The sequence below is a fragment of the Bacillus cereus group sp. BfR-BA-01350 genome, from assembly GCF_022663775.1.
GTDB lineage: Bacteria > Bacillota > Bacilli > Bacillales > Bacillaceae_G > Bacillus_A > Bacillus_A paranthracis.
Genome location: NZ_JAKUGD010000022.1, coordinates 24,297 through 48,490, shown reverse-complemented (window position 1 = coordinate 48,490; position 24,194 = coordinate 24,297). Strand labels below are relative to the sequence as shown.

Genomic DNA, 24,194 nt, shown 5'->3' with positions numbered 1-24,194 from the left:
GGCAGAGAGGTCACACCCGTTCCCATACCGAACACGGAAGTTAAGCTCTCTAGCGCCGATGGTAGTTGGGACCTTGTCCCTGTGAGAGTAGGACGTCGCCAAGCAACTAAAAACACAAGTCTTTTGACTTGTGTTTTTTTGTGTTTTCAAACAGTATGCAAAAAGAAGTAATGGTAATACAAACACGTTGCCCAAGGATGAATCATATTATATAAGAAATCGATGTATATTTTTCTGTAAATTGTTAAGGAATAGAAGTATAAAATATGTCCATTTAAATTAAATAGGGAGGGAAAGGTATGAAATCACAAAACGAAGTTTGTATTGTTTGTGAGACAGAAAGAAAAGAAGGGATATATGTTTATAATAATTTAATATGTTATGAATGTGAAAAGGACATGGTGAATACAGAAACAAATGATCCAAAGTATATATATTATTTAAAACAGCTTCGGAAATTAGAAGTATCATATTTTTAAATAGGCATATGCCTATTATTTTTTTTGTTCTGTATAATAGAGAAAGAATGAAATAATAAGGAAGAGATATAGATGAATCAAAATCGCATACCTTTATATGAAGCATTAATAGAGTTTAAAGAAAGAAGGCCGTTATCCTTTCATGTTCCAGGTCATAAAAATGGTTTAAACTTCCCTCAAGGGGCAGTAGAGGAGTTTAAAGATATACTATCTATCGATGTAACTGAGTTATCAGGGTTAGATGATTTACATAGTCCGTTTGAATGTATAGATGAGGCACAACAATTATTAGCTGATGTATATGGAGTGAACAAAAGTTATTTTTTAATTAATGGTTCAACAATCGGGAACTTAGCAATGATTTTGTCTTGCTGTAGGGAACATGATATTGTTCTTGTACAAAGAAATTGTCATAAATCAATTATTAATGGTTTAAAATTAGCAGGAGCAAATCCAATTTTTTTAGATCCATGGATTGATGAAGCTTATAACGTACCCGTGGGAATTCATGATGAGATTATTAAGGAAGCAATTGAAAAATACCCAAATGCGAAAGCACTTATTTTAACACATCCTAATTATTATGGTATGGGGATGGATTTAGAGGCAAGCATTGCTTATGCACATGCACATAAAATTCCTGTGTTAGTAGATGAAGCGCATGGAGCTCATTTTTGCTTAGGTGGGACATTTCCAAAGTCAGCTTTAGCATATGGTGCAGATATTGTAGTTCATTCCGCACATAAAACATTACCTGCGATGACGATGGGATCCTATTTACATATAAATAGCCGCTTAGTGAAAGAAGAAAAAGTTTCTACTTATTTAAGTATGCTACAATCTAGTAGTCCATCGTATCCAATTATGGCTTCCCTTGATATTGCACGCTTTACGATAGCGCGTATAAAAGAAAAGGGACATGATGAAATTGTCGAGTTTTTACAGGAATTTAAAGAAGAATTGTCTTCTATCCCACAATTAGCTATTTTACAATATCCATTACAAGACGAGCTAAAAGTTACCATACAGACGCGTTGTCGGTTATCAGGATACGAATTACAGTCTGTATTAGAAAAGGTTGGTATATATACCGAAATGGCAGATCCATATAATGTCTTATTTATTTTGCCTTTGCAAGTAAATAAGAAGTATATGAAGGCAATAGAGATGATCCGGGCGGCATTGCAACCTTATGAGGTGAAAGACAAGACGGAATCTATTCGTTATACTTATAAAGGAGAAATTTCTCCCCTGCCGTATACATATAAACAACTGGAAGGATATGAAACAAAAGTAGTATCTGTAGAAGAAGCAGTTGGGATGATAGCGGCGGAAATGGTAATTCCATATCCACCTGGTATTCCATTGATTATGTATGGAGAAAGAATTACTTCAGAACATAAAGAGCAAATTATGCATTTAGAGAGAGCAGGCGCTCGTTTTCAAGGTAGCACGAAATATATGAAAGTGTATGATATAGAAAGTAGGTTTTAGGATGAAGGGATTATTTGTAACAATTGAGGGGCCAGAAGGTTCGGGTAAAACAACGTTAATTCAAGGTTTATTGCCATACTTTAAACAAAAGGAACAAAAGGTAATGGCGACGAGAGAACCAGGTGGTATTGCAATTTCTGAGGAGATTAGAACGATTTTACATAAGCAAGAATATACGATGATGGAAGCACGTACAGAGGCACTTCTATATGCCGCTGCACGTAGACAACATTTAGTGGAAAAAGTTATGCCGGCACTTGATGAGGATTACCTTGTATTATGTGATCGTTTTATAGATAGCTCTTTAGCGTATCAAGGCTATGCAAGAGGGTTAGGTATGGATAAAGTATTTGAAATCAATCGTTTCGCAACAGAAGACTGCATGCCTAGTTTAACAATTTACCTAGACATTGAACCCGAGGTTGGTTTAGCTCGAATTGCAAAAGATGCAGGACGTGAAGTGAATCGGTTAGATATGGAAGATATCACTTTCCATAAACGTGTGCGTGAAGGGTATTTACAAGTTGTAGAACGTTTCTCGGATCGTATTGTATTAGTAAATGCTGATCAACCAATGGAAAAACTTATAGAAGAAGTTATTCAAGTTATAGAAGATAAATTGTTATAATAGAAGGAAAGAATGAAATAAGTGAGGTATGCATTATGACGAAGACGTGGGAGCAGCTTTCTGCTATACAACCCATCGGTGTAAAAATGTTGATGAATAGCATCGCAAAAGAGCGTATATCCCACGCTTACTTGTTAGAGGGAGGGAAAGGAACAGGAAAGTTTGCGACAGCAATTCAAATGGCAAAGAGTTTCCTCTGTTCTCAGCGGAATGGGGTAGAGCCTTGTCATGTATGTACAAATTGTAAGCGAATTGATTCAGGTAACCACCCAAACTTACATATTGTAAAACCAGACGGATTATCTATTAAGAAGCAGCAAATTCATGATTTACAAGAAGAGTTTTCAAAAACAGGATTAGAAGCAAATAAAAAAGTATATGTTATTGAGCACGCAGACCGTATGACAGCAAATGCGGCGAATACACTGTTGAAATTTTTAGAAGAACCAAGTAGTGATACAACAGCTATTTTACTTACTGAACAAAGTCATCAAATTTTAAATACGATTTTATCTCGCTGTCAAGTTGTTACATTTAGACCGTTACCTACGGAATCTTTAATTAGGAGACTACAGGATGAAGGTGTTACGACATCTTTATCGACACTTGCTGCACAACTCACAAATAGTTTTGATGAAGCTTTAGCTTTATGTAGTGATGAATGGTTTGCACAAGCACGAGCTTTAGTGATAAAATTATGTGAAGCGCTCGAAAAAGATAAAGCCTCTATTTTTTTTGTACAAGAAAAATGGGGAAAACACTTTGGAGAGAAAGAACAATTACAGCAAGGTTTAGATATGTTACTCCTTATTTATAAGGATTTATTATATGTTCAACTTGGAGAAGAAGATCGTCTTGTTTTTCATGAGCAGAAAGAGATGTTTGAATCTTTCTCCTACGCTCAGAAGCGCATTGTATCAGCTCTCTTTAATATATTAGAGGCAAAAAATAGAATCAACGCTAATGTAAATGCGCAGCTTGTGTTCGAACAGTTAGTGTTGCGGTTGCAGGAGGGATGACCGTTTTGTATGATGTAGTAGGTGTTCGCTTTAAGAAGGCCGGAAAGGTGTATTACTTTGATCCGAATCAGTTCGATATCTCTGAAAATGAGTTTGTAATTGTAGAAACGGTAAGAGGTATTGAATACGGAAAAGTAGTTATTACCAAAAAGCAAGTTGATGAAAACGACGTTGTATTACCGCTAAAAAAGGTTATTCGCATTGCAAATGAAAACGATCGTACCATTGTTGAAGAGAACAAACATGCTGCAAAAGAAGCATATCAAGTTTGTCAGCAAAAGGTAGTAGAACATAATCTTGATATGAAACTTGTAGATGTAGAGTATACGTTCGATCGCAATAAAATTATTTTCTACTTTACTGCGGATGGTCGGATTGATTTTCGCGAACTAGTGAAGGACTTAGCAGCAATTTTTAGGACAAGAATTGAACTAAGACAAATTGGTGTTCGTGATGAAGCGAAAATGCTTGGTGGTATTGGTCCATGTGGTCGTATGCTTTGTTGTTCTACTTTTTTAGGGGATTTTGAACCTGTATCCATTAAGATGGCAAAGGATCAAAATTTATCATTAAATCCTGCAAAAATCTCTGGTTTATGTGGTCGCTTAATGTGTTGCTTAAAATATGAGAATGATGAATATGAGGCAGCAAAGGAACAACTTCCTGATTTAGATCAACGTATACAAACCCCGCATGGTACTGGCCGTGTTATCGGATTAAATATTTTAGAAAGATTAATTCAAGTGGAACTAGTAGACAAGGAACGGATAGTAGAATATACGTTAGATGAATTAGTGAATAAAGGGGTCGTTTCGAGTCAAACCACAGATTAATGAGGTGGGTGCTTGTGGAGAAAAAAGATATTTTTGCATCGGTTTCTAGTATGGAAGAGCAAATTGGACATTTATACAAACAGTTGGGAGAATTAAAACAACATCTTGCAGAGTTACTGGAAGAAAACCAACATATAAAAATGGAAAATGAAAATTTGCGACACCGCTTTGAAGAAGTACAGATTAAAGAAAAACAAAAAACTCAAAAACGTAAAGAAGTGAAGCCGAAGACAGATATTGGTGAAGGCTACGATAATTTAGCAAGACTATATCAAGAAGGTTTTCATATTTGTAATCTGCATTATGGAAGTGTACGTAAAGAGGGAGATTGTTTATTCTGCCTGTCATTTTTAAATAAAAAGTGAAATTACCTTTCCAATAATAATTGGAAAGGTAATTTTTTATACATGAGAGTAGAATCGAATATGTTTTTTATTAGTAGAAGATGAAATAGGGTAGGTTAAGTGTAAGAAAAGGAGCAACATATGAATTTATATGAAGATGAACGTTTAGATTACTTATTAGCACAAGATTTGAAGATTATACAAAGCCCATCAGTATTTAATTTCTCGTTAGATGCTGTTTTACTTGCAGACTTTGCTTGGGTGCCAATTCAAAAAGGTAATTTACTTGATTTGTGTACAGGTAATGCAGTTGTGCCCCTTCTATTAAGTACAAGGACGAAAGGGAATATTACTGGTGTAGAAATTCAAGAACGCTTATATGATATGGGAATAAGAAGTGTCCAATACAATAAGTTGGAAGAAAGAATTCACTTAATACACGGGGATTTGAAAGATATGCCGGAGAAACTTGGGCGTCATCAATATGATGTTGTCACATGTAATCCGCCTTATTTCCAAACACCTGCAACTTCTGAAAAAAATATGAATGAACATTTAGCGATAGCTCGTCATGAAATTATGTGTACACTAGAGGATGTTGTATCTGCAAGTAGTCAGTTAGTAAAGCAAGGCGGGAAAGTAGCATTTGTACATCGTCCAGGTCGTTTATTAGATATTGTTACATTAATGCGTAAATACAAAATTGAACCGAAGCGTGTACGATTTGTTTATCCTAAGGCAGGGAAAGAAGCGAATACATTGTTAATTGAAGGAATTAAGGACGGAAACGCAGATTTGAAAATATTGCCACCTCTTTTTGTATATGAAGAAAATAATGAATATACAAAGGAGATTCGCTCGATTTTATATGGAGAAGAATAAGCATTGTTTTTATGTAGTGGAGTGCTCTGATGGAAGTTACTATGCTGGATATACAAATCATATAGAGAAGCGGATTGAGACCCATAATAGCGGAAAAGGGGCTAAGTATACGCGTGCTAGACTTCCTGTTGCTTTAAAATACGTAGAATTTCATGAAGATAAACGTACAGCTATGCAAGCAGAGTATTATTTTAAGCAATTAAATAGAAAACAAAAAGAAGAATATATGCAAAAAGGAGAACGCTATGTGGCAACAAAAAAGCTTTCAACAAAGTGAAAAGGGAGTTTTATATTTAGTACCAACTCCTATTGGAAATTTAGAAGATATGACATTTCGTGCAATCCGAATTTTAAAAGAAGCGGATTTAATTGCTGCTGAAGATACGAGACAAACGAAAAAACTTTGTAATTATTTTGAAATTGAAACGCCTGTTATGAGTTACCACGAGCATAATAAAGAAGTAAGTGGAAAGAAAATATTAGAGAAGTTAGATGAAGGAAAGACTGTAGCACTTGTTAGTGACGCTGGTATGCCGTGTATTTCCGATCCAGGCTATGATATTGTTGTCGAGGCAGTAGCTGAGCAATATCATGTAATCCCGCTTCCTGGGGCAAATGCAGCCCTTACAGCATTAATTGCATCAGGACTTGAAACAAAACAGTTTTATTTCTATGGGTTTTTACAAAGAAATAAAAAAGAAAGAAAAATGGAGTTAGAGAAGCTTCGTTACATACAAACTACAATGATGTTTTATGAAGCGCCTCACCGCCTGGATGATACTTTAATCTCGATGCAAGAAGTATTGGGAAATAGAGAAATCGTATTATGCCGAGAGTTAACGAAAAAATTCGAGGAATTTATTCGAGGAACAGTTGAAGAAGCAATTGAGTGGACGAAACAAAATGAAGTTCGTGGTGAGTTTTGTATTTTAGTAGCTGGTTCAACGGAAGAACCTGCTCCAGAAGAAAAATGGTGGGAATCTATTTCAGTATATAATCATATTGAACATTATATAAACGAAAAAGGTATGAATTCAAAAGAGGCGATAAAAACAGTCGCTAAAGATCGAGATTTGTCGAAACGCGATGTATATCAAATCTATCATGTCGATAAAAAATAAGCTTCTCATAATTGAGAAGCTTATTTTGCTGTTTCGATATAATCTTGAAGCTCGTTTAAGATTTGCTCAGCGCCTTCTTTGCTTAAGATAATTTTACCTTCAGCTAAAGATAGGTTACCATCAGATACTTCACCAGTTACTTGGCAAGTCATGTTTGGCTTATATTTTTTTAAGATGATTTTCTCGTCATCAACATAGATTTCAAGAGCATCCTTTTCTGCAATACCTAAAGTACGGCGTAATTCGATCGGAATTACTACACGACCTAATTCATCAACTTTACGAACGATACCAGTAGATTTCATAATTCTTTTCCTCCTAAAGAAATAGTTTATAAGTTTCGAGTCTATTTTTAGATTCGTCATTTTTCGACAAAATACCCTATGGACATATGATACCAATCATTTACATTTCCGTCAATTCTTTAATTCTATATTTTTTAAAAAGATTTATAGATTTCTTACTTCTTATATATAATAGAATTTGAGTAATTTCTACTATTATTTCACTTTATTTTCGGAAAAATCAAGAAATTATAGGTAATGACTGTATATTTTCTTGAAATATGAGTAATAGATGATAAATATAAAAATATGAACTTGTTTTTATCCTGCATTGACGAGTAGTAAGATTCTAAATTTTAAATTCGGCTGGGCCAAAGAAGTTAAGTGGAAGTCGGATTGCTCGTAAAAGTCCGATTGGTGTGGGTTGATAATCCGTGGGAATGAACAAGACCCTCACAGATTAAAGTTTCACTTTATATATAAGTTTTTGATATACTATTTATAAATACATATGAGGTTATTCGGGAGGTCCAAAACAATGACAGAGGAAAACAAATCCTTTTATATTACTACCCCAATTTATTATCCAAGTGGAAAATTACACATTGGACATGCTTATACAACAGTAGCAGGAGATGCGATGGCACGATATAAGCGTATGCAAGGATATAATGTTCATTATTTAACAGGAACTGATGAGCATGGACAGAAGATCCAAAAGAAAGCAGAAGAATTAAACGTTACACCACAAGCATATGTGGATAACATCGTTGCAGGAATTAAAGAACTTTGGGGGAAAATGGATATCTCTTATGATGATTTTATTCGTACAACGGAAGATCGTCATAAAGATGTTGTTGAAAAAATCTTTAAGCAACTAGTAGATCAAGGTGATATTTATCTTGATGAATATGAAGGTTGGTATTCTGTACAAGATGAGACATTCTATACGGAGCATCAATTAGTAGATCCAATTATGGAAGGTGACAAAGTAGTTGGAGGAAAAAGTCCAGATAGTGGTCATGATGTAGAACTTGTTCGTGAAGAATCGTATTTCTTTAGAATGGGTAAATATGTCGACAGACTATTAAAATTCTATGAAGATAATCCACATTTCATTCAGCCAGAGTCTCGTAAGAATGAAATGATTAATAACTTCATTAAACCAGGCTTAGAAGATTTAGCAGTTTCCCGTACTTCATTTGACTGGGGAGTTCGTGTTCCAGGTAATCCGAAACACGTTATTTACGTATGGGTTGACGCATTATCTAACTACATTACAGCATTAGGTTATGGAACAGAAAATGAAGAGATGTATAAGAAGTTCTGGCCAGCAGATGTGCATTTAGTTGGAAAAGAAATCGTTCGTTTCCATACGATTTATTGGCCAATCATTTTAATGGCATTAGATTTACCTCTTCCGAAAAAAGTCTTTGCTCACGGTTGGATTTTAATGAAGGATGGAAAGATGAGTAAGTCAAAAGGAAATGTAGTAGATCCAGTTACATTAATTGATCGTTACGGATTAGATGCATTACGTTATTACTTACTTCGTGAAGTTCCATTCGGATCTGATGGCGTATTCACACCAGAAGGATTTGTGGAGCGTATTAATTTCGATTTAGCAAATGACTTAGGTAACTTATTAAATCGTACAGTAGCTATGATTGATAAGTACTTTAACGGAGAAATCCCTGCATTTAAAGCAAATGTAACGGAATTTGATGAAACGTTAGTAACATTTGCGAAAGATACATTGAAAAAAGTTGAAGAAGCAATGGAGAATATGGAATTCTCTGTAGCTCTAAGCTCAATTTGGCAATTGGTTAGCCGTACGAATAAATATATTGATGAAACACAACCATGGGTATTAGCGAAAGACGAGAATGATCGTGAAAAGTTAGCTTCTGTAATGGCTCACTTAGCAGAAGTACTTCGTCAAACGGGTATTATGCTTATGCCATTCTTAACGGTAGCACCAAGCAAAATGTTTGCTCAGCTTGGCCTGACTGATGAAGCACATACATCCTGGGGAAGCCTATCTACAATCGGCTGTATTCCAGCTGGAACAAAAGTAGAAAAAGGACAACCAATTTTCCCTCGTTTAGAAATGGACGTGGAAGTGGCGTACATTAAAGAACAAATGAAAGCCTCTGCTCCTAAAGTAGAAGAGAAAAAAGAAGAAGAACCGAAGGCAGAAGAAATTACAATTGATGATTTCTTTAAAGTAGAATTGCGTGTAGCTGAAGTACTATCTGCTGAACCTGTAAAAAAGGCAGATAAGTTGTTAAAAATTCAACTAGACTTAGGTACAGAAAAGCGTCAAGTTGTTTCTGGAATTGCAAAATTCTATTCGCCAGAAGACCTAAAAGGTAAAAAGGTTATTTGTGTAACAAATTTAAAACCTGTAAAATTACGCGGTGAATTATCGCAAGGTATGATTTTAGCGGGTGAAGAGAATGGCGTATTGTCATTAGCATCGATTGACCAAAATCTACCAAATGGTACAAAAATCAAGTAATTAAGACAAGAAAAGAGATGTTTCACGTGTAACATGTGTGAAGCGTCTTTTTTCTTTTTACACTCTCATTTTTGCATTAAGATTGTAGTATTGTTATCGTTAAGTTATGAAAGAGCTTATTTGCGTAGAATAAATTGGATTTCAATATAAAAGGAGTTATGTATTATGTTGTTTGATACACATTCACATTTGAATGCAGAGCAATTTGAAGAAGACTTGCAAGAAGTGATTGCCCGAATGAAAGAAGCGGGGGTTACTTATACAGTTGTTGTTGGTTTTGATGAAGCAACGATAAAAAAGGCGATTGAATTAGCTGAAGCCTATGATTTTATTTACGCTGCGGTTGGATGGCATCCAGTTGATGCAATTGACATGACAGAAGAGCATTTAGCTTGGTTAGAAGAACTTACTGCTCATCCTAAGGTCGTTGCACTTGGAGAGATGGGCTTAGATTATCACTGGGATAAGTCGCCAAAAGAAATACAGAAAGAAGTATTCCGTAAACAAATTGCGTTAGCGAAAAAGGTAAAGTTGCCGATTATTATACATAACCGCGATGCAACGCAAGATATTGTTGATATTCTAGAAGAAGAGAATGCAGCTGAAGTAGGAGGCATTATGCATTGCTTTAGCGGCAGTGTAGAAGTAGCAGAGCGATGTGTTGATATGAACTTTTTAATTTCATTAGGTGGACCAGTTACATTTAAAAATGCTAAGAAGCCGAAAGAAGTTGCTACTGAGATTCCATTAGAGAAATTGTTAATAGAGACGGATTGTCCGTATTTAACACCACATCCATTTCGAGGAAAACGAAATGAACCGAGTTATGTAAAACTCGTAGCAGAAGAAATTGCAAACTTAAAAGGAATTTCTTATGAAGAGGTAGCGGAAGTAACAACTAAGAATGCAAAAGCTTTATTTGGTGTCGAATAAAAAGAATGGGGGAGCCCATTCTTTTTATTTTTTGAGAAACAGAATAGTAGAAGTGGTAGAGAAAACGAGGGTGAATGAGTAAGTGTTACAATAAGGAGAGAGAACAAAGTTTTGGACATTCTATTTTTTAAAATGTAACAATGGGGAAAATAATAATGGAAAAGTCGTCATTTTTTTGTTTTACTAAGTAGAGACGAAACGAGTGTGGAGGCAAGCATGAAAATTAAAGAGATTATCGTTGTAGAAGGTAAAGATGATACAGTCGCGATTAAGCGTGCTGTTGATGCGGATACAATTGAAACGAACGGTTCAGCAATCGGTGATCATGTTATTGAACAAGTAAAATTAGCGCTGCAAAAACGAGGCGTTATTATTTTCACAGATCCGGATTATCCTGGAGAGCGTATTCGAAAAATTATTTCTGACAAGGTACCTGGGTGTAAACATGCTTTTTTACCGAAGGAAGAAGCACTTGCTAAGAGGAAAAAAGGTGTCGGGATTGAACATGCTTCTAATGAATCAATTCGCCGTGCTTTAGAGAATATACATGAAGAAATGGAAGCTTACACAAGTGAAATCAGTTGGAGCGATCTAGTCGATGCAGGTTTAGTGGGCGGAGAAATGGCAAAGAGTCGCAGAGAAAGAATGGGTAAGCTATTAAAGATTGGTTATACAAACGCAAAACAGTTACATAAACGTTTACAAATGTTTCAAGTCTCAAAAGAATCATTTGCAGAAGCTTATAAGCAAGTCATACAGGAGGAAAGAAAATGAAGGATATCGCAACGCCAAATCGTACGAAAGACATTGTTGAAAAGTATGGATTTTCATTCAAAAAAAGTTTAGGGCAAAATTTTTTAATTGATACGAATGTATTAAATCGTATCGTTGATCACGCTGAAATTGGTTCAGAAAGTGGTGCAATTGAAATTGGACCAGGTATCGGTGCATTAACGGAACAATTAGCGAAGCGTGCCAAAAAAGTAGTGGCTTTTGAAATTGATCAAAGGTTATTACCGATTTTAGATGAGACGTTAGCTCCATATGGCAACGTTACAGTTATCAATAAAGATGTACTAAAGGCAGATGTACATGAGGTGTTTAGTGAGCAATTTGAAGAAGGACAAGATGTAATGGTAGTAGCTAACTTACCATACTATATTACAACGCCAATTTTATTTAAATTGCTGGAAGAGAAATTACCGGTTCGTGGATTCGTTGTTATGATGCAAAAAGAAGTTGGGGATCGTTTAGCGGCTAAGCCTGGAACGAAAGAGTACGGTTCTTTATCCATTGCTATTCAGTATTATACAGAGGTAGAAACAGTTATGACTGTACCGCGTACAGTGTTTGTGCCACAACCGAATGTTGATTCTGCAATTATTCGCCTCCTAAAGCGTCCGAAACCAGTAGTAGAAGTAACAGATGAGACATTCTTCTTTGAAGTAGTACGAGCAAGTTTTGCACAGCGTCGTAAAACTTTAATGAATAATTTATCAAATAATTTAAATGGTTTCCCGAAAGATAAAGAGCTGTTGGATCGAATTTTAACAGAAGTAGGAATTGATCCAAAACGAAGAGGCGAAACGCTATCTATCGAGGAGTTTGCGACATTAAGTAATGCATTAGTTCTTCATAAGTTATCATAAGAATACAAAAGGGACAGTTCAATTTGAACTGTCCCTTTTGTCACCTTTCTCCTCCTAAATTCATACTTTAAAAACAGGTAAGATGGCCTAACGAGTTTGGAGGTAGGAGAATGGCTTTACATGTTGGAGAATTAGTGGAACGATATTCTCATAATAGGGATATCCTTTTTCGTATTATAGAAATAAAAGGCGAGATAGCTATATTGTTTGGAGAGGAAATTAGATTAGTGGCAGATGCGCCACTTGAAGATTTAATTAGTATAGATCAACGAGAACATAAAAAGAGAGCAAAGCGTGAGAAAGAAACAATGGAGCGCACGTATCGTTTGTTTCAACAAGATTACGTATTAATGAAACAAAGGCATGAACACACTTCAACTGGTGGATATACAAGTGAAGTGAATTATTTTCAAATGCCAGGGCGTGTCTTGCATATAGATGGAGACCCGTTATATTTGCGCAAGTGCCTAGATTTATATAATAAAATTGGTGTTCCTGTACAAGGTATTCATTGTAAAGAAACGGAGATGCATGAAAAGGTAGTAGATTTAATAGACCATTTTCGTCCGGACATTTTAGTTATTACAGGGCACGATGCGTATACAAAATCAAAAGGCGTAAAGGGAGATTTAGCAGCCTATAGGCATTCAAGGCATTTTGTACAGGCTGTTCGAGAAGTGAGAAAAAAATATCCATCATTGGATCAACTCGTTATTTTTGCTGGGGCATGTCAATCACACTTTGAAGCATTAATTCGAGCAGGCGCTAATTTTGCTAGTTCCCCATCTAGAATTAATATTCATGCACTAGATCCTGTATATGTGGTTGGTAAAATTAGTTTTACATCATTTATGGAAAGGGTTAATGTATGGGATGTTGTACGTAATACGATTACTGGTGAAAAGGGGCTTGGCGGGATTGAGACGAGGGGGATTTTACGAACTGGATTACCTTTTCAACATTATGAAGAATAAGCAAGGTACATATGTATCTTGCTTTTTTATTTGGAGAGGATTTAAATCAGTTTGGATAAAAAGAGACAAGAACGCACAGACTACATAATGATACTTTTACAATATAGTATTTCTTCTATCTATTCGAACGCATGATGCTTTTATAATGATATTGTCTGTGAGTTGCGGTTAATAATTGGGATAGATATATCGTGTTTTAAGTGTTCAATCTAAATTACAGCGAGGTGTAACGAAGTATATGTCAAAACGTTTAGATGAAATTAAAAGCGAATTAGATCACCATCTTGGACAGAGACTGATGTTAAAGGCAAACAGTGGGAGAAGAAAAACTGTAGAACAATCAGGTGTACTTGCAGAAACGTACCGTTCTGTTTTTGTTGTACAACTGGATCAACAAGAAGATACGTTGCAACGTGTGTCGTATAGTTATGCGGATGTTTTAACAGAGACAGTAGAGTTAACATTTTATGGTGAACCTCATAATGAAGTGATTTTATAATTCATGTATCGTTACATATATTCCCACAAATGAAAAGCTATATTATTTTGCATACTAATGATACCGTAGCAAAATAAGGAGGGACTCTGCATTGAGTAGACGAAGAGGTGTCATGTCGAATCAATTTAAAGAAGAGCTTGCAAAAGAGTTGGGCTTTTATGATGTTGTTCAGAAAGAAGGATGGGGCGGAATTCGTGCGAAAGATGCTGGTAACATGGTGAAACGTGCTATAGAAATTGCAGAACAGCAATTAATGAAACAAAACCAGTAGTTGTAAGATACTTTCTATGCTACGGTAGCCGAGGAGTGATTCCTCGGCTTTTTGTACTATAAAAGGTGCCATCATTTTACATAAGTAGTTTCATTCTGAATGCTTTTCGTTATAATTAGGGAAGTGTCATCGTCTTACTATAAATTTATGGTAAAATAAACGATAAAAGATTGAGTACATAGAGTGGGTGAATAGATTGAAGCTACTAGTGAAAGCACCAGCAAAGATTAATCTGTCGTTAGATGTACTGGGAAAAAGACAAGACGGATATCATGAAGTGAAAATGATTATGACAACAATTGATTTAGCGGATCGTTTAGAACTAATGGAATTAGCAGAAGACCGTATTGAAATTTTATCCCATAATCGGTATGTCCCAGACGACCAAAGAAATCTGGCTTATCAAGCAGCGAAATTATTAAAAGAGAAGTTTAATGTGAAAAAGGGTGTATCTATTACTATTGAAAAAACGATTCCAGTAGCAGCTGGATTAGCGGGTGGAAGTAGTGATGCAGCAGCGACATTACGTGGTCTTAATAAATTATGGAATTTAGGGCTTACAATTGATCAGTTAGCAGAGCTTGGCGCAGAAATTGGGTCAGACGTATCGTTTTGCGTATATGGTGGGACAGCAATTGCCACTGGAAGAGGGGAGCAGATTGAGCACATAAAAACTCCACCTTCTTGTTGGGTTATTTTAGCAAAACCCCATATTGGTGTATCTACTGCTGATGTGTATGGAAATTTAAAGTTAAATCGAGTTACACATCCAAATGTAGATAAAATGGTGGATGTCATAAATGCTGGAGACTACAAAGGGATTTGTGATACTGTCGGTAACGTTTTAGAAGATGTAACGTTTGCGATGCATCCTGAAGTTGCACGTATTAAGGCACAGATGAAGCGATTTGGAGCAGATGCCGTATTAATGAGTGGTAGTGGTCCAACTGTATTCGGCCTAGTGCACCATGATTCGCGAATGCATCGTATATATAACGGATTAAAAGGATTTTGTGAACAAGTATACGCAGTACGTTTATTAGGAGAGCGAGAAACGCTTGAATAAAGACGTATAATACGTTATGATTTGTTTAGAATATTCGTGATTTGAGGTGGGAGTATGAAAATTAGACGAAGTACAAGATTAGTCGATATGACTTATTACTTGCTACAAAACCCTCGTCAGCTAGTTTCTCTCACTTTTTTTGCTGAAAGGTATCAATCAGCTAAGTCTTCTATTAGTGAAGATTTAGTTATTATTAAGCAAACGTTTGAACAACAAGGGGTCGGCACATTGCAAACGATACCAGGAGCAGCAGGAGGAGTGAAATATATACCATATATAAGTGAGGAAGAGGCAGATTTAATTATTGGTGAGCTGTGTAGCTTATTTGAAAATCCAGATCGTATTTTGCCTGGTGGTTACTTATATATGACAGATCTTTTAAGTAATCCTCGTCATATTAATGGCGCAGGTCGTTTGTTTGCTTCTGTTTTTGCTAGGCAACCAATTGATGCAGTTATGACGGTGGCAACGAAGGGGATTCCACTTGCATATGCAGTGGCGAACTACTTAGATGTACCGGTAGTGATTGCAAGAAAAGATAATAAGGTAACAGAAGGACCAACTGTTAGTATTAACTATGTATCAGGTTCTTCTAAGCGAATTCAAACAATGACGTTAGCGAAGCGTAGCCTTCCAGAAGGATCCAATGTTTTAATTATTGATGACTTCATGAAAGCTGGCGGAACCATTCAAGGTATGATGAGTATGTTAGAAGAGTTTAAAGCTAATGTTGTTGGTATTGGTGTATTAGTAGAGTCTACGGATATTGAAGAAAGACTAATTAATAATTTTGTATCATTAATTCGTCTATCGGAAGTTGATGTGAAAGAAAAAGCGATTCAAGTGGAAAAGGGAAATTATTCACTGGCACCATTTGATGAAGGGCTTGTAGAGGCTGAGTAAAAAGGTAAAGCAAATAGCTTTATCTTTTTTTATTCTATTTATAAGTTATAAAATAGATGGACAAACTGCTTTTCGTACACTATTTTTAAAGAGTAAAAATAAATAATAAAAGGGTGAAAAGTATGAAAGTTGTTCAAACAAACAATGCACCACAAGCGATTGGACCATATTCACAAGGGATTATTGTAAATAATATGTTTTACAGTTCAGGACAAATTCCGTTAACTGCAAGTGGAGAGCTTGTAGCAGGAGACGTAACAGTACAAACAGAGCAAGTATTTCAAAATTTACAAGCAGTATTAGAAGAAGCAGGTGCTTCATTTGATACGGTAGTAAAAACAACAGTATTCTTAAAAGACATGGATGATTTTAATGCTGTTAATGAAGTATATGGATCTTATTTCTCTGCTCATAAGCCAGCTCGTTCTTGCGTACAAGTAGCAAAATTACCGAAAGATGTTTCAGTTGAAATTGAAGTAATTGCCCTAGTTAAGTAATTCTTTGTAAGCGATAACCTCCACTAATCTCTATATTCAATTACATTAAAAATTTTTATCTTAAAAATTTTTAAAAAATTAAAGGGAAAATAGAAATTTTGTGGAATTTATACAAATATATCGCTTATTTAGAAAAGGGTGGTGAACACAAGATGGAAGTGACTGACGTAAGATTACGCCGCGTAAACACAGAAGGCCGCATGAGAGCAATTGCCTCTATTACTCTAGACCATGAATTTGTTGTTCATGATATTCGTGTAATTGATGGTAATAATGGATTATTTGTAGCAATGCCAAGTAAACGTACTCCAGATGGAGAATTCCGTGACATTGCACATCCAATTAATTCTGGTACACGCTCTAAAATTCAAGATGCGGTTTTAACAGAGTATCATCGTTTAGGCGAGTTAGAAGAGGTTGAGTTTGAAGAAGCGGGCGCTTCGTAAAATTCGAATGAAAAGGGCTTTTTAAAGGAAGCCCTATAATTTTGCAACAAACTCCTGTAAGCATTTACAGGGGTTTGTTTTTTTTGTGTTTATACATATATTTCGTTTAGAAAATTCCGAATTAAATAAAATAAAGAGGGGAACTTCTAATTTTTTCAAAATCATTTTAAATAGTATAGCTTATTTCTTAAAAAAGATACTAAAGAGTAAAACATCTTATAAGAATTATGGTAAAATTTAATAGTTAAAATGTGTTTCTTGAAATATATGATGATTTAGGATAATATCGTTAATGGATAAATAGGTTGCGATGGAGGGTCTATATGTCAAACAGATTTGCAGTGATTCTAGCGGCAGGTAAAGGCACACGTATGAAGTCTAAGCTATACAAGGTGCTTCATCCTGTATGTGGAAAACCTATGGTACAACATGTTGTCGATCAAGTATCTCAATTAGGATTGCAGAAACTTGTAACAGTCGTAGGACATGGTGCTGAAATGGTACAAGAACAGCTAGGAAACGTAAGTGAGTTTGCATTACAAGCAGAACAACTTGGTACAGCACATGCTGTAGATCAAGCTGCAAGTGTACTTGCAAACGAAGAAGGAACAACTTTAGTTATTTGTGGTGATACACCGCTAATAACTGCTGAAACGATGGAAGCATTACTTCAGCAACATAAAGAAGCAGGGGCAATGGCAACGGTATTAACAGCTTACATAGAAGAACCTGCTGGATATGGTCGTATCGTTCGTAATGAGAATGGTCATGTTGAAAAGATTGTTGAGCATAAGGATGCAAATGAGAAAGAATTAGCTATTAAAGAAATCAATACAGGTACGTATTGTTTTGATAATAAAGCTTTATTCGCTTCACTTTCTAAAGTTTCAAATGATAACGTACAAGGTGAATATTACCTGCCAGATGTTATTGAAATTTTAAAAAATGAAGGTCATATTGTATCAGCTTATCAAACAGAGCACTTCGATGAAACGTTAGGTGTTAACGACAGAGTCGCTCTATCGCAAGCGGAAATTATTATGAAAAACCGTATCAACCGAAAGAACATGGTAAATGGTGTTACTATTATTGATCCAAGTAACACGTATATTTCTGCTGATGCAATTATCGGTAGTGATACAGTTCTTCATCCAGGAACAATTATTGAGGGGAACACTGTAATTGGTTCTGATTGTGAGATTGGACCGCATACAGTAATTCGCGATAGTGAAATTGGAGATCGTACGACAATTCGTCAATCTACTGTACATGATAGTAAGCTTGGTACAGAAGTATCGGTTGGCCCATTTGCACATATTCGCCCAGATTCAGTTATTGGAGATGAAGTACGCGTTGGAAACTTCGTGGAAATCAAAAAAACTGTTTTTGGTAATAGAAGTAAAGCTTCACACTTAAGTTATATCGGGGATGCACAAGTTGGAGAAGACGTGAATCTTGGTTGTGGTTCAATTACGGTGAACTATGACGGTAAGAATAAATTCAAAACTGTGATTGGTAACGGGGTATTTATTGGATGTAATTCAAACCTTGTTGCTCCTGTAACAGTTGAAGACGGTGCTTATGTGGCAGCAGGCTCTACAATTACAGAGAATGTTCCATCAAAAGCATTATCTGTAGCACGTGCACGTCAAGTTAACAAAGAAGACTATGTTGATCAATTGCTGAATAAGAAAAAATCATAATGTGGAGGGTTAATCTAGATGTCGACTCAATATCTAAATTCTAATTTGAAAGTATTCTCTTTAAACTCTAATAAGGAACTTGCTGAGCAAATTGCAAAGCATATTGGAGTAGGACTAGGAAAATGTTCTGTTGATCGTTTTAGTGATGGAGAAGTTCAAATTAACATTGAAGAAAGTATCCGTGGTTGCGATGTATTCATTATTCAATCTACAAGCTTCCCAGTAAACGAACATATCATGGAATTACTTATTATGATCGATGCATTAAAGCGTGCATCTGCAAAAACAATTAATATTGTTATTCCTTACTATGGTTATGCGCGTCAAGACCGTAAAGCGCGTTCTCGTGAACCAATTACATCGAAACTTGTAGCAAACTTGCTTGAAACAGCAGGTGCAACTCGTGTAATCACTCTAGATTTACATGCTCCACAAATTCAAGGGTTCTTTGATATCCCAATCGACCACCTAATGGGTGTACCAATTCTTTCAGATTACTTTGAAACAAAAGGTCTTAAAGATATCGTAATCGTGTCACCTGACCACGGTGGAGTAACTCGTGCTAGAAAAATGGCAGATCGCCTAAAAGCACCGATCGCTATTATTGATAAGCGTCGTCCTCGTCCGAACGTATCTGAGGTAATGAACATTATCGGTAATATTGAAGGTAAAACAGCAATTTTAATTGATGACATCATTGATACAGCTGGTACAATTACATTAGCAGCAAACGCTCTTGTTGAGAACGGTGCTTCTGAAGTATATGCTTGCTGTACACACCCAGTATTATCTGGTCCAGCAATTGAGCGTATCCAAAACTCAAATATTAAAGAGTTAGTTGTAACGAACTCTATCGTATTACCAGAAGAGAAGAAAATCGACAAAGTACATGAACTTTCAGTTGCTCCACTAATCGGAGAAGCAATCATTCGTGTATACGAAGAAGAATCTGTAAGTGTATTATTCAATTAATTGGATAGAATGAGACGTAACCAAGATTGGTTACGTCTTTTCGTATCGAAAAAAGAAAGTAGTGGTACAAGAATGAAATTGATAGTAGGACTTGGGAACCCAGGTAGAGAATATGAATTAACAAGGCATAATATTGGATTTATGGCGATTGATGAACTTGCAAAGCGTTGGAATATTTCTTTGAACGAACAAAAGTTTAAAGGAGTATTTGGTGCAGGATTTGTTAATGGAGAAAAAGTAATCTTATTAAAGCCACTTACATATATGAATTTATCTGGGGAAAGTATTCGTCCGTTAATGGATTACTATAAAATTGATGTAGAGGACTTCGTTGTTCTGTACGATGATTTAGACATCCCTGTAGGTAAATTACGCCTTCGTATGAAAGGCAGTGCGGGTGGACATAATGGTGTGAAATCAACAATTTCACATTTAGGAACACAAGAGTTTCAACGTATCCGTATGGGAATCGATCGTCCGAAAAATGGAATGAAGGTAGTAGATTACGTATTAGGACGTTTTACATCAGAAGAGATTCCTGATGTAAATCATTCTATTGAAAAAGCAGCAGATGCATGTGAAGAATGGTTAAATAAACCTTTTCTTCAAATTATGAATACTTTCAATAGTTAAGAGTACGATTGGGAATATTTTATTTTATTTTTACCCATACTAGCAGTAATTGGATTTTTAGGAGGCTAGTATGGAAGGGTATTATTATTGCAGACATTGCGGGAGTAATGTAGGCTCCGTTACCGCAGAAAAAGTATATAGCGACGTTTTATTTCAACTAACAGAGCAAGAAGTAGTAGAAATGATTCATTTTCATGAGAATGGAAATATATATATAAAAACGATTTGTGAATTGTGTCAAGAAACGCTCGCATCTTATCCTGAGTATTATGAATATGAAAAATTTCTGCAATAAAATGTTGTCGCTTTGGCATGTCCAAAGCATTTTTCTGTTTTCTTTTTCCGAAATATTTGCATAAAATATAGTGGCTTGCTCTTTTATGTTGAGAGGGGTTTTGAAAATGATAGGTTTATTAGAGCAATTTTATAAAAATGAAGAGATCCAATCGGTCATTAATGGATTAGAAGATGGTTTAAAAGAGCAACTTGTATCAGGTATGGCAACCTCTTCTCGTTCGTTATTAATGGCGGCCTTATATAAAAAAACAAAAAAATCACAACTTATTGTGACGCATAATTTATACCAAGCACAAAAAGTACATGAAGATTTAGTGGCGTTACTTGGTGAAAAAGATGTATGGCTATATCCAGTAAATGAATTGATAGCATCAGAACTTGGTGTTGCAAGCCCAGAATTGAAGGCGCAACGTATTGAAGTCTTAAATCGCTTAGCTGCAGGAGAGCATGGGATTATTGTAGCACCAGTTGCAGGGCTACGCAGATTTTTACCAATGAAAGAGTTGTGGAAGCAAAGGCAAATCGAAATCAGTCTAGGGCAAGAGATTGATTTAGATACATTTTTGCATACTTTACATCATATTGGCTATGAGCGTAAGTCTATGGTAGAAGCTCCTGGAGAATTTAGTTTGCGTGGGGGAATATTAGATATATATCCACTAACTGAAGAGTTACCATTTCGTATTGAATTTTTCGATACAGAAGTCGATTCTATTCGATTATTTGATGTGGATGAACAGCGCTCTCAAGATAAAAAAGAAAGTGTTAGATTTGGTCCAGCAACAGAGTTTTTATTTTCGCAGGAAGAATTGAAATCAGGAATTAAGCATCTTGAAGAAGGTCTGACTAAGACGATGCAAAAACTTTCTGATGATAAGTTGAAGACTACAGTGCTTGAGACGGTAAGTCATGAAATTGAGATGTTAAAAAACGGGCAAAGTATAGAACAGATGTTTAAATATTTATCTATTTTCTATAACGAACCTGCTAGTCTGATAGATTATTTACCAGAAGATGGTGTTGTGATTTTAGATGAGATTTCACGTATTCAAGAAACAGCATCACATCTTGAAACGGAAGAGGCGGAATGGTATATATCCCTTCTCGGTGAGGGAACAATCATTCAAGATTTATCTTTCTCTCATTCGTTTGAAGAATTTCTTCATCATAAAAAAAGAAGTTTTGTATATTTAACGTTATTCTTACGTCATATAGCACATACACATCCGCAAAACATTGTGAATGTGACATGTAAAACAATGCAGGATTTCCATGGGCAGATGCAGTTGTTGAAAACTGAAATTGATAGATGGAACGAAGGGCATTTTACGACTGTTGTGTTAGGTACAGATGATGAACGTGTGAAAAAACTACAACATATTTTAAGTGATTATGATATTGAGGCAGATATTGTAGAAGGCACAGATATATTATTGCCTGGAAGGTTACAAATTGCTGTAGGTGATTTACATGCAGGATTTGAAATGCCGATGCAAAAGCTTGTTGTCATTACTGAAAAAGAGCTTTTTCATAAGAAAGTTAAAAAATCACAACGTAAGCAAAAGTTATCGAATGCTGAACGTATTAAAAGTTATTCGGAATTAAAAGTTGGGGATTATGTAGTTCATGTAAATCATGGTATAGGTAAATTCTTAGGTATTGAAACATTAGAGATTAACGGTGTTCATAAAGATTATTTGAATATTAAATATCAAGGTAATGATAAGTTATACGTTCCAATTGAACAAATTGACCAAGTGCAAAAATATGTAGGATCTGAGGGTAAGGATCCGAAAGTTTATAAATTGGGTGGAAATGATTGGAAGAAGGTCAAAACGAAAGTTGAAAAATCTGTACAAGACATTGCGGATGACCTAATTAAACTATATGCTGAGCGCGAAGCTTCAAAGGGTTATGCATATACACCGGATACGGCAGAACAACAAGAATTCGAGTCCTCTTTCCCGTATCAAGAGACAGAGGATCAATTACGTTCTATTGAAGAGATTAAAAAGGATATGGAACGTGGACGTCCGATGGATAGGCTTCTTTGTGGTGATGTAGGATATGGAAAGACGGAAGTAGCTATTCGTGCGGCGTTTAAAGCAATTATGGATGAAAAACAAGTTGCAATTTTAGTGCCGACAACGATCCTTGCACAACAACACTATGAAACAATTCGAGAGCGTTTTCAAGATTATCCAATCAATATAGGATTATTAAGTAGATTCCGTACGAGAAAGCAGCAAAATGAAACAATTAAAGGTTTAAAAGATGGCACAGTAGATATTGTAATCGGAACGCACCGTATTTTATCTAAAGATGTTACTTATAAAGATTTAGGTCTTCTTATTATTGATGAAGAACAAAGATTTGGTGTAACGCATAAAGAAAAAATTAAACAATTAAAAGCAAATGTTGACGTATTAACATTAACGGCAACTCCGATTCCGCGTACGCTCCATATGTCTATGCTTGGTGTGCGTGATTTATCTGTTATTGAGACGCCGCCGGAAAATCGTTTCCCAGTTCAAACATATGTAGTAGAGTATAATCCAGCATTAATGCGAGAAGCGATAGAACGGGAGCTTGCAAGAGGTGGTCAAGTTTACTTCCTATATAATCGTGTAGAGGATATCGAACGAAAAGCAGATGAAATTTCGATGTTAGTTCCAGATGCGCGTGTAACTTATGCACATGGGAAAATGAACGAGAGTGAATTAGAGTCTGTTATGCTATCGTTTTTAGAAGGACAGCATGATGTTCTTGTAAGTACAACGATTATTGAGACGGGTGTAGATATTCCAAATGTAAATACATTAATTGTATTTGATGCAGATCGTATGGGATTATCGCAGTTGTATCAGCTTCGTGGGCGTGTTGGACGTTCTAATCGTGTTGCATATGCTTACTTTGCATATAAACGGGATAAAGTGTTATCGGAAGTTGCGGAGAAGCGCCTGCAAGCCATTAAGGAGTTCACAGAGCTTGGATCTGGTTTCAAAATTGCGATGCGAGATTTATCAATTCGTGGTGCTGGTAACTTGTTAGGAGCCGAACAACATGGATTTATTGATTCTGTCGGATTTGATTTATATTCTCAAATGTTAAAAGATGCAATTGAACAGCGTAGAGGAACAGACGGAGTTGAAAATACAGTTAATGTTGAAATTGATTTAGAAGTAGATGCATATTTACCGGATGCTTATATTTCTGATAGTAAACAAAAAATTATGATGTATAAACAGTTTAGAGGTGTTTCTGCAATTGAGGATATTGAAGAATTGCAGGAAGAGATGATAGATAGATTTGGTGATTACCCGCAAGAAGTTGGTTACTTATTACAAATCGCAAATATTAAAGTATTAGCAATGAAAGAACAAATTGAATTAATTAAGCAAAATAAATTTGAAGTAACAATTCTGTTCTCAGAACAAGCGAGTCAAAACATTGATGGCGGAAAATTATTCATGCTTGGAAATAGTTTTGGACGAATGATCGGTCTAGGAATGGAAGGATCACAATTGAAAATCGTCATGAAAACAAATGGCTTAGAGACATCGAAGTGGTTAACAATTGCTGAAAATTTATTAAAAGGCTTGCCAGATGTAAAAAAAGAAGTCATAAATGCCTAATATTAGATAAAAAAATGCAATTCGACGTGCATAGAAGAACTAATGTGTAAAATACTATGTCTAACAGTTGGTGATTTTTACATGAACAGGTAAATTCACCACTTTGATCAT

Annotated in this window: 26 protein-coding genes and 1 rRNA gene; 26 read left to right on the top strand and 1 reads right to left on the bottom strand. The window is 35.6% G+C overall.

Features of this window, described 5'->3' with window-relative positions:
• The 10 genes from rrf to rsmI form a co-directional block, all read left to right on the top strand.
• Positions 1-104 (top strand): 5S ribosomal RNA (gene rrf / locus MR147_RS26300); the annotation flags it as partial.
• Positions 105-299: 195 nt separating this feature from the next.
• Entirely contained in the window at positions 300-479 is a 180-nt protein-coding gene (locus tag MR147_RS26295) for a sigma factor G inhibitor Gin (protein ID WP_000842028.1), read from the top strand.
• A 72-nt stretch (positions 480-551) separates the two neighbouring features.
• Positions 552-1,973 carry an aminotransferase class I/II-fold pyridoxal phosphate-dependent enzyme gene (locus MR147_RS26290; RefSeq protein WP_242304870.1) on the top strand — a complete coding sequence of 474 codons (1,422 nt, stop codon included), beginning with the start codon at positions 552-554 and terminating at the stop codon, positions 1,971-1,973.
• A gap of 1 nt (position 1,974) precedes the next feature.
• Positions 1,975-2,601, top strand: coding sequence for a dTMP kinase (gene tmk / locus MR147_RS26285; RefSeq protein ID WP_074606808.1), 627 nt, complete (start codon positions 1,975-1,977; stop codon positions 2,599-2,601).
• A 35-nt stretch (positions 2,602-2,636) separates the two neighbouring features.
• Complete coding sequence (gene holB / locus MR147_RS26280; RefSeq protein ID WP_000169574.1) at positions 2,637-3,620, top strand: DNA polymerase III subunit delta'; 984 nt, start codon at positions 2,637-2,639, stop codon at positions 3,618-3,620.
• A 5-nt stretch (positions 3,621-3,625) separates the two neighbouring features.
• Positions 3,626-4,453 carry a PSP1 domain-containing protein gene (locus MR147_RS26275; RefSeq protein WP_000272429.1) on the top strand — a complete coding sequence of 276 codons (828 nt, stop codon included), beginning with the start codon at positions 3,626-3,628 and terminating at the stop codon, positions 4,451-4,453.
• A gap of 14 nt (positions 4,454-4,467) precedes the next feature.
• Positions 4,468-4,818: a DNA replication initiation control protein YabA gene (yabA, locus tag MR147_RS26270; RefSeq protein WP_000412056.1), complete on the top strand. Its 351-nt coding sequence runs from the start codon at positions 4,468-4,470 to the stop codon at positions 4,816-4,818.
• Between the two features lie 120 nt (positions 4,819-4,938).
• Positions 4,939-5,679, top strand: coding sequence for a tRNA1(Val) (adenine(37)-N6)-methyltransferase (locus MR147_RS26265; RefSeq protein ID WP_001055351.1), 741 nt, complete (start codon positions 4,939-4,941; stop codon positions 5,677-5,679).
• Positions 5,666-5,956 carry a GIY-YIG nuclease family protein gene (locus tag MR147_RS26260; RefSeq protein WP_000414340.1) on the top strand — a complete coding sequence of 97 codons (291 nt, stop codon included), beginning with the start codon at positions 5,666-5,668 and terminating at the stop codon, positions 5,954-5,956. The genes MR147_RS26265 and MR147_RS26260 overlap by 14 nt, the downstream gene beginning before the upstream one ends.
• Positions 5,925-6,800 (top strand): 16S rRNA (cytidine(1402)-2'-O)-methyltransferase, encoded by an 876-nt coding sequence (rsmI, locus tag MR147_RS26255; RefSeq protein WP_046199537.1) that lies wholly within the window; start codon positions 5,925-5,927, stop codon positions 6,798-6,800. Before MR147_RS26260 ends, rsmI begins: the two co-directional genes overlap by 32 nt.
• Before the next feature lie 20 nt (positions 6,801-6,820).
• Here the strand turns inward: rsmI and MR147_RS26250 are convergent, their stop codons facing one another.
• Positions 6,821-7,105 carry an AbrB/MazE/SpoVT family DNA-binding domain-containing protein gene (locus MR147_RS26250; RefSeq protein WP_000843036.1) on the bottom strand — a complete coding sequence of 95 codons (285 nt, stop codon included), beginning with the start codon at positions 7,103-7,105 and terminating at the stop codon, positions 6,821-6,823.
• Between the two features lie 517 nt (positions 7,106-7,622).
• Here MR147_RS26250 and metG point away from each other — a divergent pair.
• The 16 genes from metG (at position 7,623) to mfd (ending at position 24,083) form a co-directional block, all read left to right on the top strand.
• Positions 7,623-9,605: a methionine--tRNA ligase gene (metG, locus tag MR147_RS26245; RefSeq protein ID WP_242304869.1), complete on the top strand. Its 1,983-nt coding sequence runs from the start codon at positions 7,623-7,625 to the stop codon at positions 9,603-9,605.
• 165 nt (positions 9,606-9,770) lie between these two features.
• Positions 9,771-10,538 (top strand): TatD family hydrolase, encoded by a 768-nt coding sequence (locus MR147_RS26240; protein WP_242304868.1) that lies wholly within the window; start codon positions 9,771-9,773, stop codon positions 10,536-10,538.
• 216 nt (positions 10,539-10,754) lie between these two features.
• On the top strand, positions 10,755-11,312 hold the full coding sequence (gene rnmV, locus MR147_RS26235) for a ribonuclease M5 (protein ID WP_000692830.1): 558 nt from the start codon (positions 10,755-10,757) through the stop codon (positions 11,310-11,312).
• A complete protein-coding gene (gene rsmA / locus MR147_RS26230; protein WP_000651552.1) occupies positions 11,309-12,187 on the top strand; it encodes a 16S rRNA (adenine(1518)-N(6)/adenine(1519)-N(6))-dimethyltransferase RsmA in 879 nt (292 codons plus the stop codon). The genes rnmV and rsmA overlap by 4 nt, the downstream gene beginning before the upstream one ends.
• Before the next feature lie 110 nt (positions 12,188-12,297).
• Positions 12,298-13,161 carry a sporulation peptidase YabG gene (gene yabG / locus MR147_RS26225; RefSeq protein ID WP_001173738.1) on the top strand — a complete coding sequence of 288 codons (864 nt, stop codon included), beginning with the start codon at positions 12,298-12,300 and terminating at the stop codon, positions 13,159-13,161.
• Positions 13,162-13,399: 238 nt separating this feature from the next.
• Positions 13,400-13,660, top strand: coding sequence for a biofilm formation stimulator Veg (gene veg / locus MR147_RS26220; protein ID WP_000044350.1), 261 nt, complete (start codon positions 13,400-13,402; stop codon positions 13,658-13,660).
• A 91-nt stretch (positions 13,661-13,751) separates the two neighbouring features.
• A complete protein-coding gene (gene sspF, locus MR147_RS26215) occupies positions 13,752-13,931 on the top strand; it encodes an acid-soluble spore protein SspF (RefSeq protein WP_001985066.1) in 180 nt (59 codons plus the stop codon).
• A 196-nt stretch (positions 13,932-14,127) separates the two neighbouring features.
• Positions 14,128-14,997, top strand: coding sequence for a 4-(cytidine 5'-diphospho)-2-C-methyl-D-erythritol kinase (gene ispE, locus MR147_RS26210; protein WP_000772094.1), 870 nt, complete (start codon positions 14,128-14,130; stop codon positions 14,995-14,997).
• Between the two features lie 54 nt (positions 14,998-15,051).
• On the top strand, positions 15,052-15,900 hold the full coding sequence (purR, locus tag MR147_RS26205; RefSeq protein ID WP_000702473.1) for a pur operon repressor: 849 nt from the start codon (positions 15,052-15,054) through the stop codon (positions 15,898-15,900).
• Between the two features lie 122 nt (positions 15,901-16,022).
• On the top strand, positions 16,023-16,397 hold the full coding sequence (locus tag MR147_RS26200) for a RidA family protein (protein WP_000869808.1): 375 nt from the start codon (positions 16,023-16,025) through the stop codon (positions 16,395-16,397).
• 152 nt (positions 16,398-16,549) lie between these two features.
• Positions 16,550-16,843 (top strand): septation regulator SpoVG, encoded by a 294-nt coding sequence (spoVG, locus tag MR147_RS26195; RefSeq protein WP_000454041.1) that lies wholly within the window; start codon positions 16,550-16,552, stop codon positions 16,841-16,843.
• A gap of 323 nt (positions 16,844-17,166) precedes the next feature.
• Positions 17,167-18,546 carry a bifunctional UDP-N-acetylglucosamine diphosphorylase/glucosamine-1-phosphate N-acetyltransferase GlmU gene (gene glmU / locus MR147_RS26190; protein WP_000071036.1) on the top strand — a complete coding sequence of 460 codons (1,380 nt, stop codon included), beginning with the start codon at positions 17,167-17,169 and terminating at the stop codon, positions 18,544-18,546.
• Positions 18,547-18,564: 18 nt separating this feature from the next.
• Entirely contained in the window at positions 18,565-19,518 is a 954-nt protein-coding gene (locus tag MR147_RS26185) for a ribose-phosphate diphosphokinase (RefSeq protein WP_000107420.1), read from the top strand.
• Positions 19,519-19,590: 72 nt separating this feature from the next.
• On the top strand, positions 19,591-20,151 hold the full coding sequence (gene pth, locus MR147_RS26180; protein WP_001979768.1) for an aminoacyl-tRNA hydrolase: 561 nt from the start codon (positions 19,591-19,593) through the stop codon (positions 20,149-20,151).
• A 70-nt stretch (positions 20,152-20,221) separates the two neighbouring features.
• A complete protein-coding gene (locus MR147_RS26175; RefSeq protein ID WP_000399440.1) occupies positions 20,222-20,446 on the top strand; it encodes an anti-sigma-F factor Fin in 225 nt (74 codons plus the stop codon).
• 106 nt (positions 20,447-20,552) lie between these two features.
• Positions 20,553-24,083, top strand: coding sequence for a transcription-repair coupling factor (gene mfd, locus MR147_RS26170; RefSeq protein ID WP_000579716.1), 3,531 nt, complete (start codon positions 20,553-20,555; stop codon positions 24,081-24,083).
• Positions 24,084-24,194: the final 111 nt, after the last annotated feature.

Coding starts and splice junctions, on each gene's coding strand:
- MR147_RS26200 (WP_000869808.1), top strand. CDS start 16,023: ATGAAAGTTGTTCAAACAAACAATGCACCACAAGCGATTGGACCATAT.
- MR147_RS26265 (WP_001055351.1), top strand. CDS start 4,939: ATGAATTTATATGAAGATGAACGTTTAGATTACTTATTAGCACAAGAT.
- MR147_RS26175 (WP_000399440.1), top strand. CDS start 20,222: ATGGAAGGGTATTATTATTGCAGACATTGCGGGAGTAATGTAGGCTCC.
- MR147_RS26250 (WP_000843036.1), bottom strand. CDS start 7,105: ATGAAATCTACTGGTATCGTTCGTAAAGTTGATGAATTAGGTCGTGTA.
- mfd (WP_000579716.1), top strand. CDS start 20,553: ATGATAGGTTTATTAGAGCAATTTTATAAAAATGAAGAGATCCAATCG.
- rnmV (WP_000692830.1), top strand. CDS start 10,755: ATGAAAATTAAAGAGATTATCGTTGTAGAAGGTAAAGATGATACAGTC.
- holB (WP_000169574.1), top strand. CDS start 2,637: ATGACGAAGACGTGGGAGCAGCTTTCTGCTATACAACCCATCGGTGTA.
- tmk (WP_074606808.1), top strand. CDS start 1,975: ATGAAGGGATTATTTGTAACAATTGAGGGGCCAGAAGGTTCGGGTAAA.
- metG (WP_242304869.1), top strand. CDS start 7,623: ATGACAGAGGAAAACAAATCCTTTTATATTACTACCCCAATTTATTAT.
- rsmA (WP_000651552.1), top strand. CDS start 11,309: ATGAAGGATATCGCAACGCCAAATCGTACGAAAGACATTGTTGAAAAG.
- glmU (WP_000071036.1), top strand. CDS start 17,167: ATGTCAAACAGATTTGCAGTGATTCTAGCGGCAGGTAAAGGCACACGT.
- rsmI (WP_046199537.1), top strand. CDS start 5,925: ATGTGGCAACAAAAAAGCTTTCAACAAAGTGAAAAGGGAGTTTTATAT.
- MR147_RS26290 (WP_242304870.1), top strand. CDS start 552: ATGAATCAAAATCGCATACCTTTATATGAAGCATTAATAGAGTTTAAA.
- purR (WP_000702473.1), top strand. CDS start 15,052: ATGAAAATTAGACGAAGTACAAGATTAGTCGATATGACTTATTACTTG.
- MR147_RS26260 (WP_000414340.1), top strand. CDS start 5,666: ATGGAGAAGAATAAGCATTGTTTTTATGTAGTGGAGTGCTCTGATGGA.
- yabG (WP_001173738.1), top strand. CDS start 12,298: ATGGCTTTACATGTTGGAGAATTAGTGGAACGATATTCTCATAATAGG.
- veg (WP_000044350.1), top strand. CDS start 13,400: ATGTCAAAACGTTTAGATGAAATTAAAAGCGAATTAGATCACCATCTT.
- MR147_RS26185 (WP_000107420.1), top strand. CDS start 18,565: ATGTCGACTCAATATCTAAATTCTAATTTGAAAGTATTCTCTTTAAAC.
- MR147_RS26295 (WP_000842028.1), top strand. CDS start 300: ATGAAATCACAAAACGAAGTTTGTATTGTTTGTGAGACAGAAAGAAAA.
- pth (WP_001979768.1), top strand. CDS start 19,591: ATGAAATTGATAGTAGGACTTGGGAACCCAGGTAGAGAATATGAATTA.
- spoVG (WP_000454041.1), top strand. CDS start 16,550: ATGGAAGTGACTGACGTAAGATTACGCCGCGTAAACACAGAAGGCCGC.
- MR147_RS26240 (WP_242304868.1), top strand. CDS start 9,771: ATGTTGTTTGATACACATTCACATTTGAATGCAGAGCAATTTGAAGAA.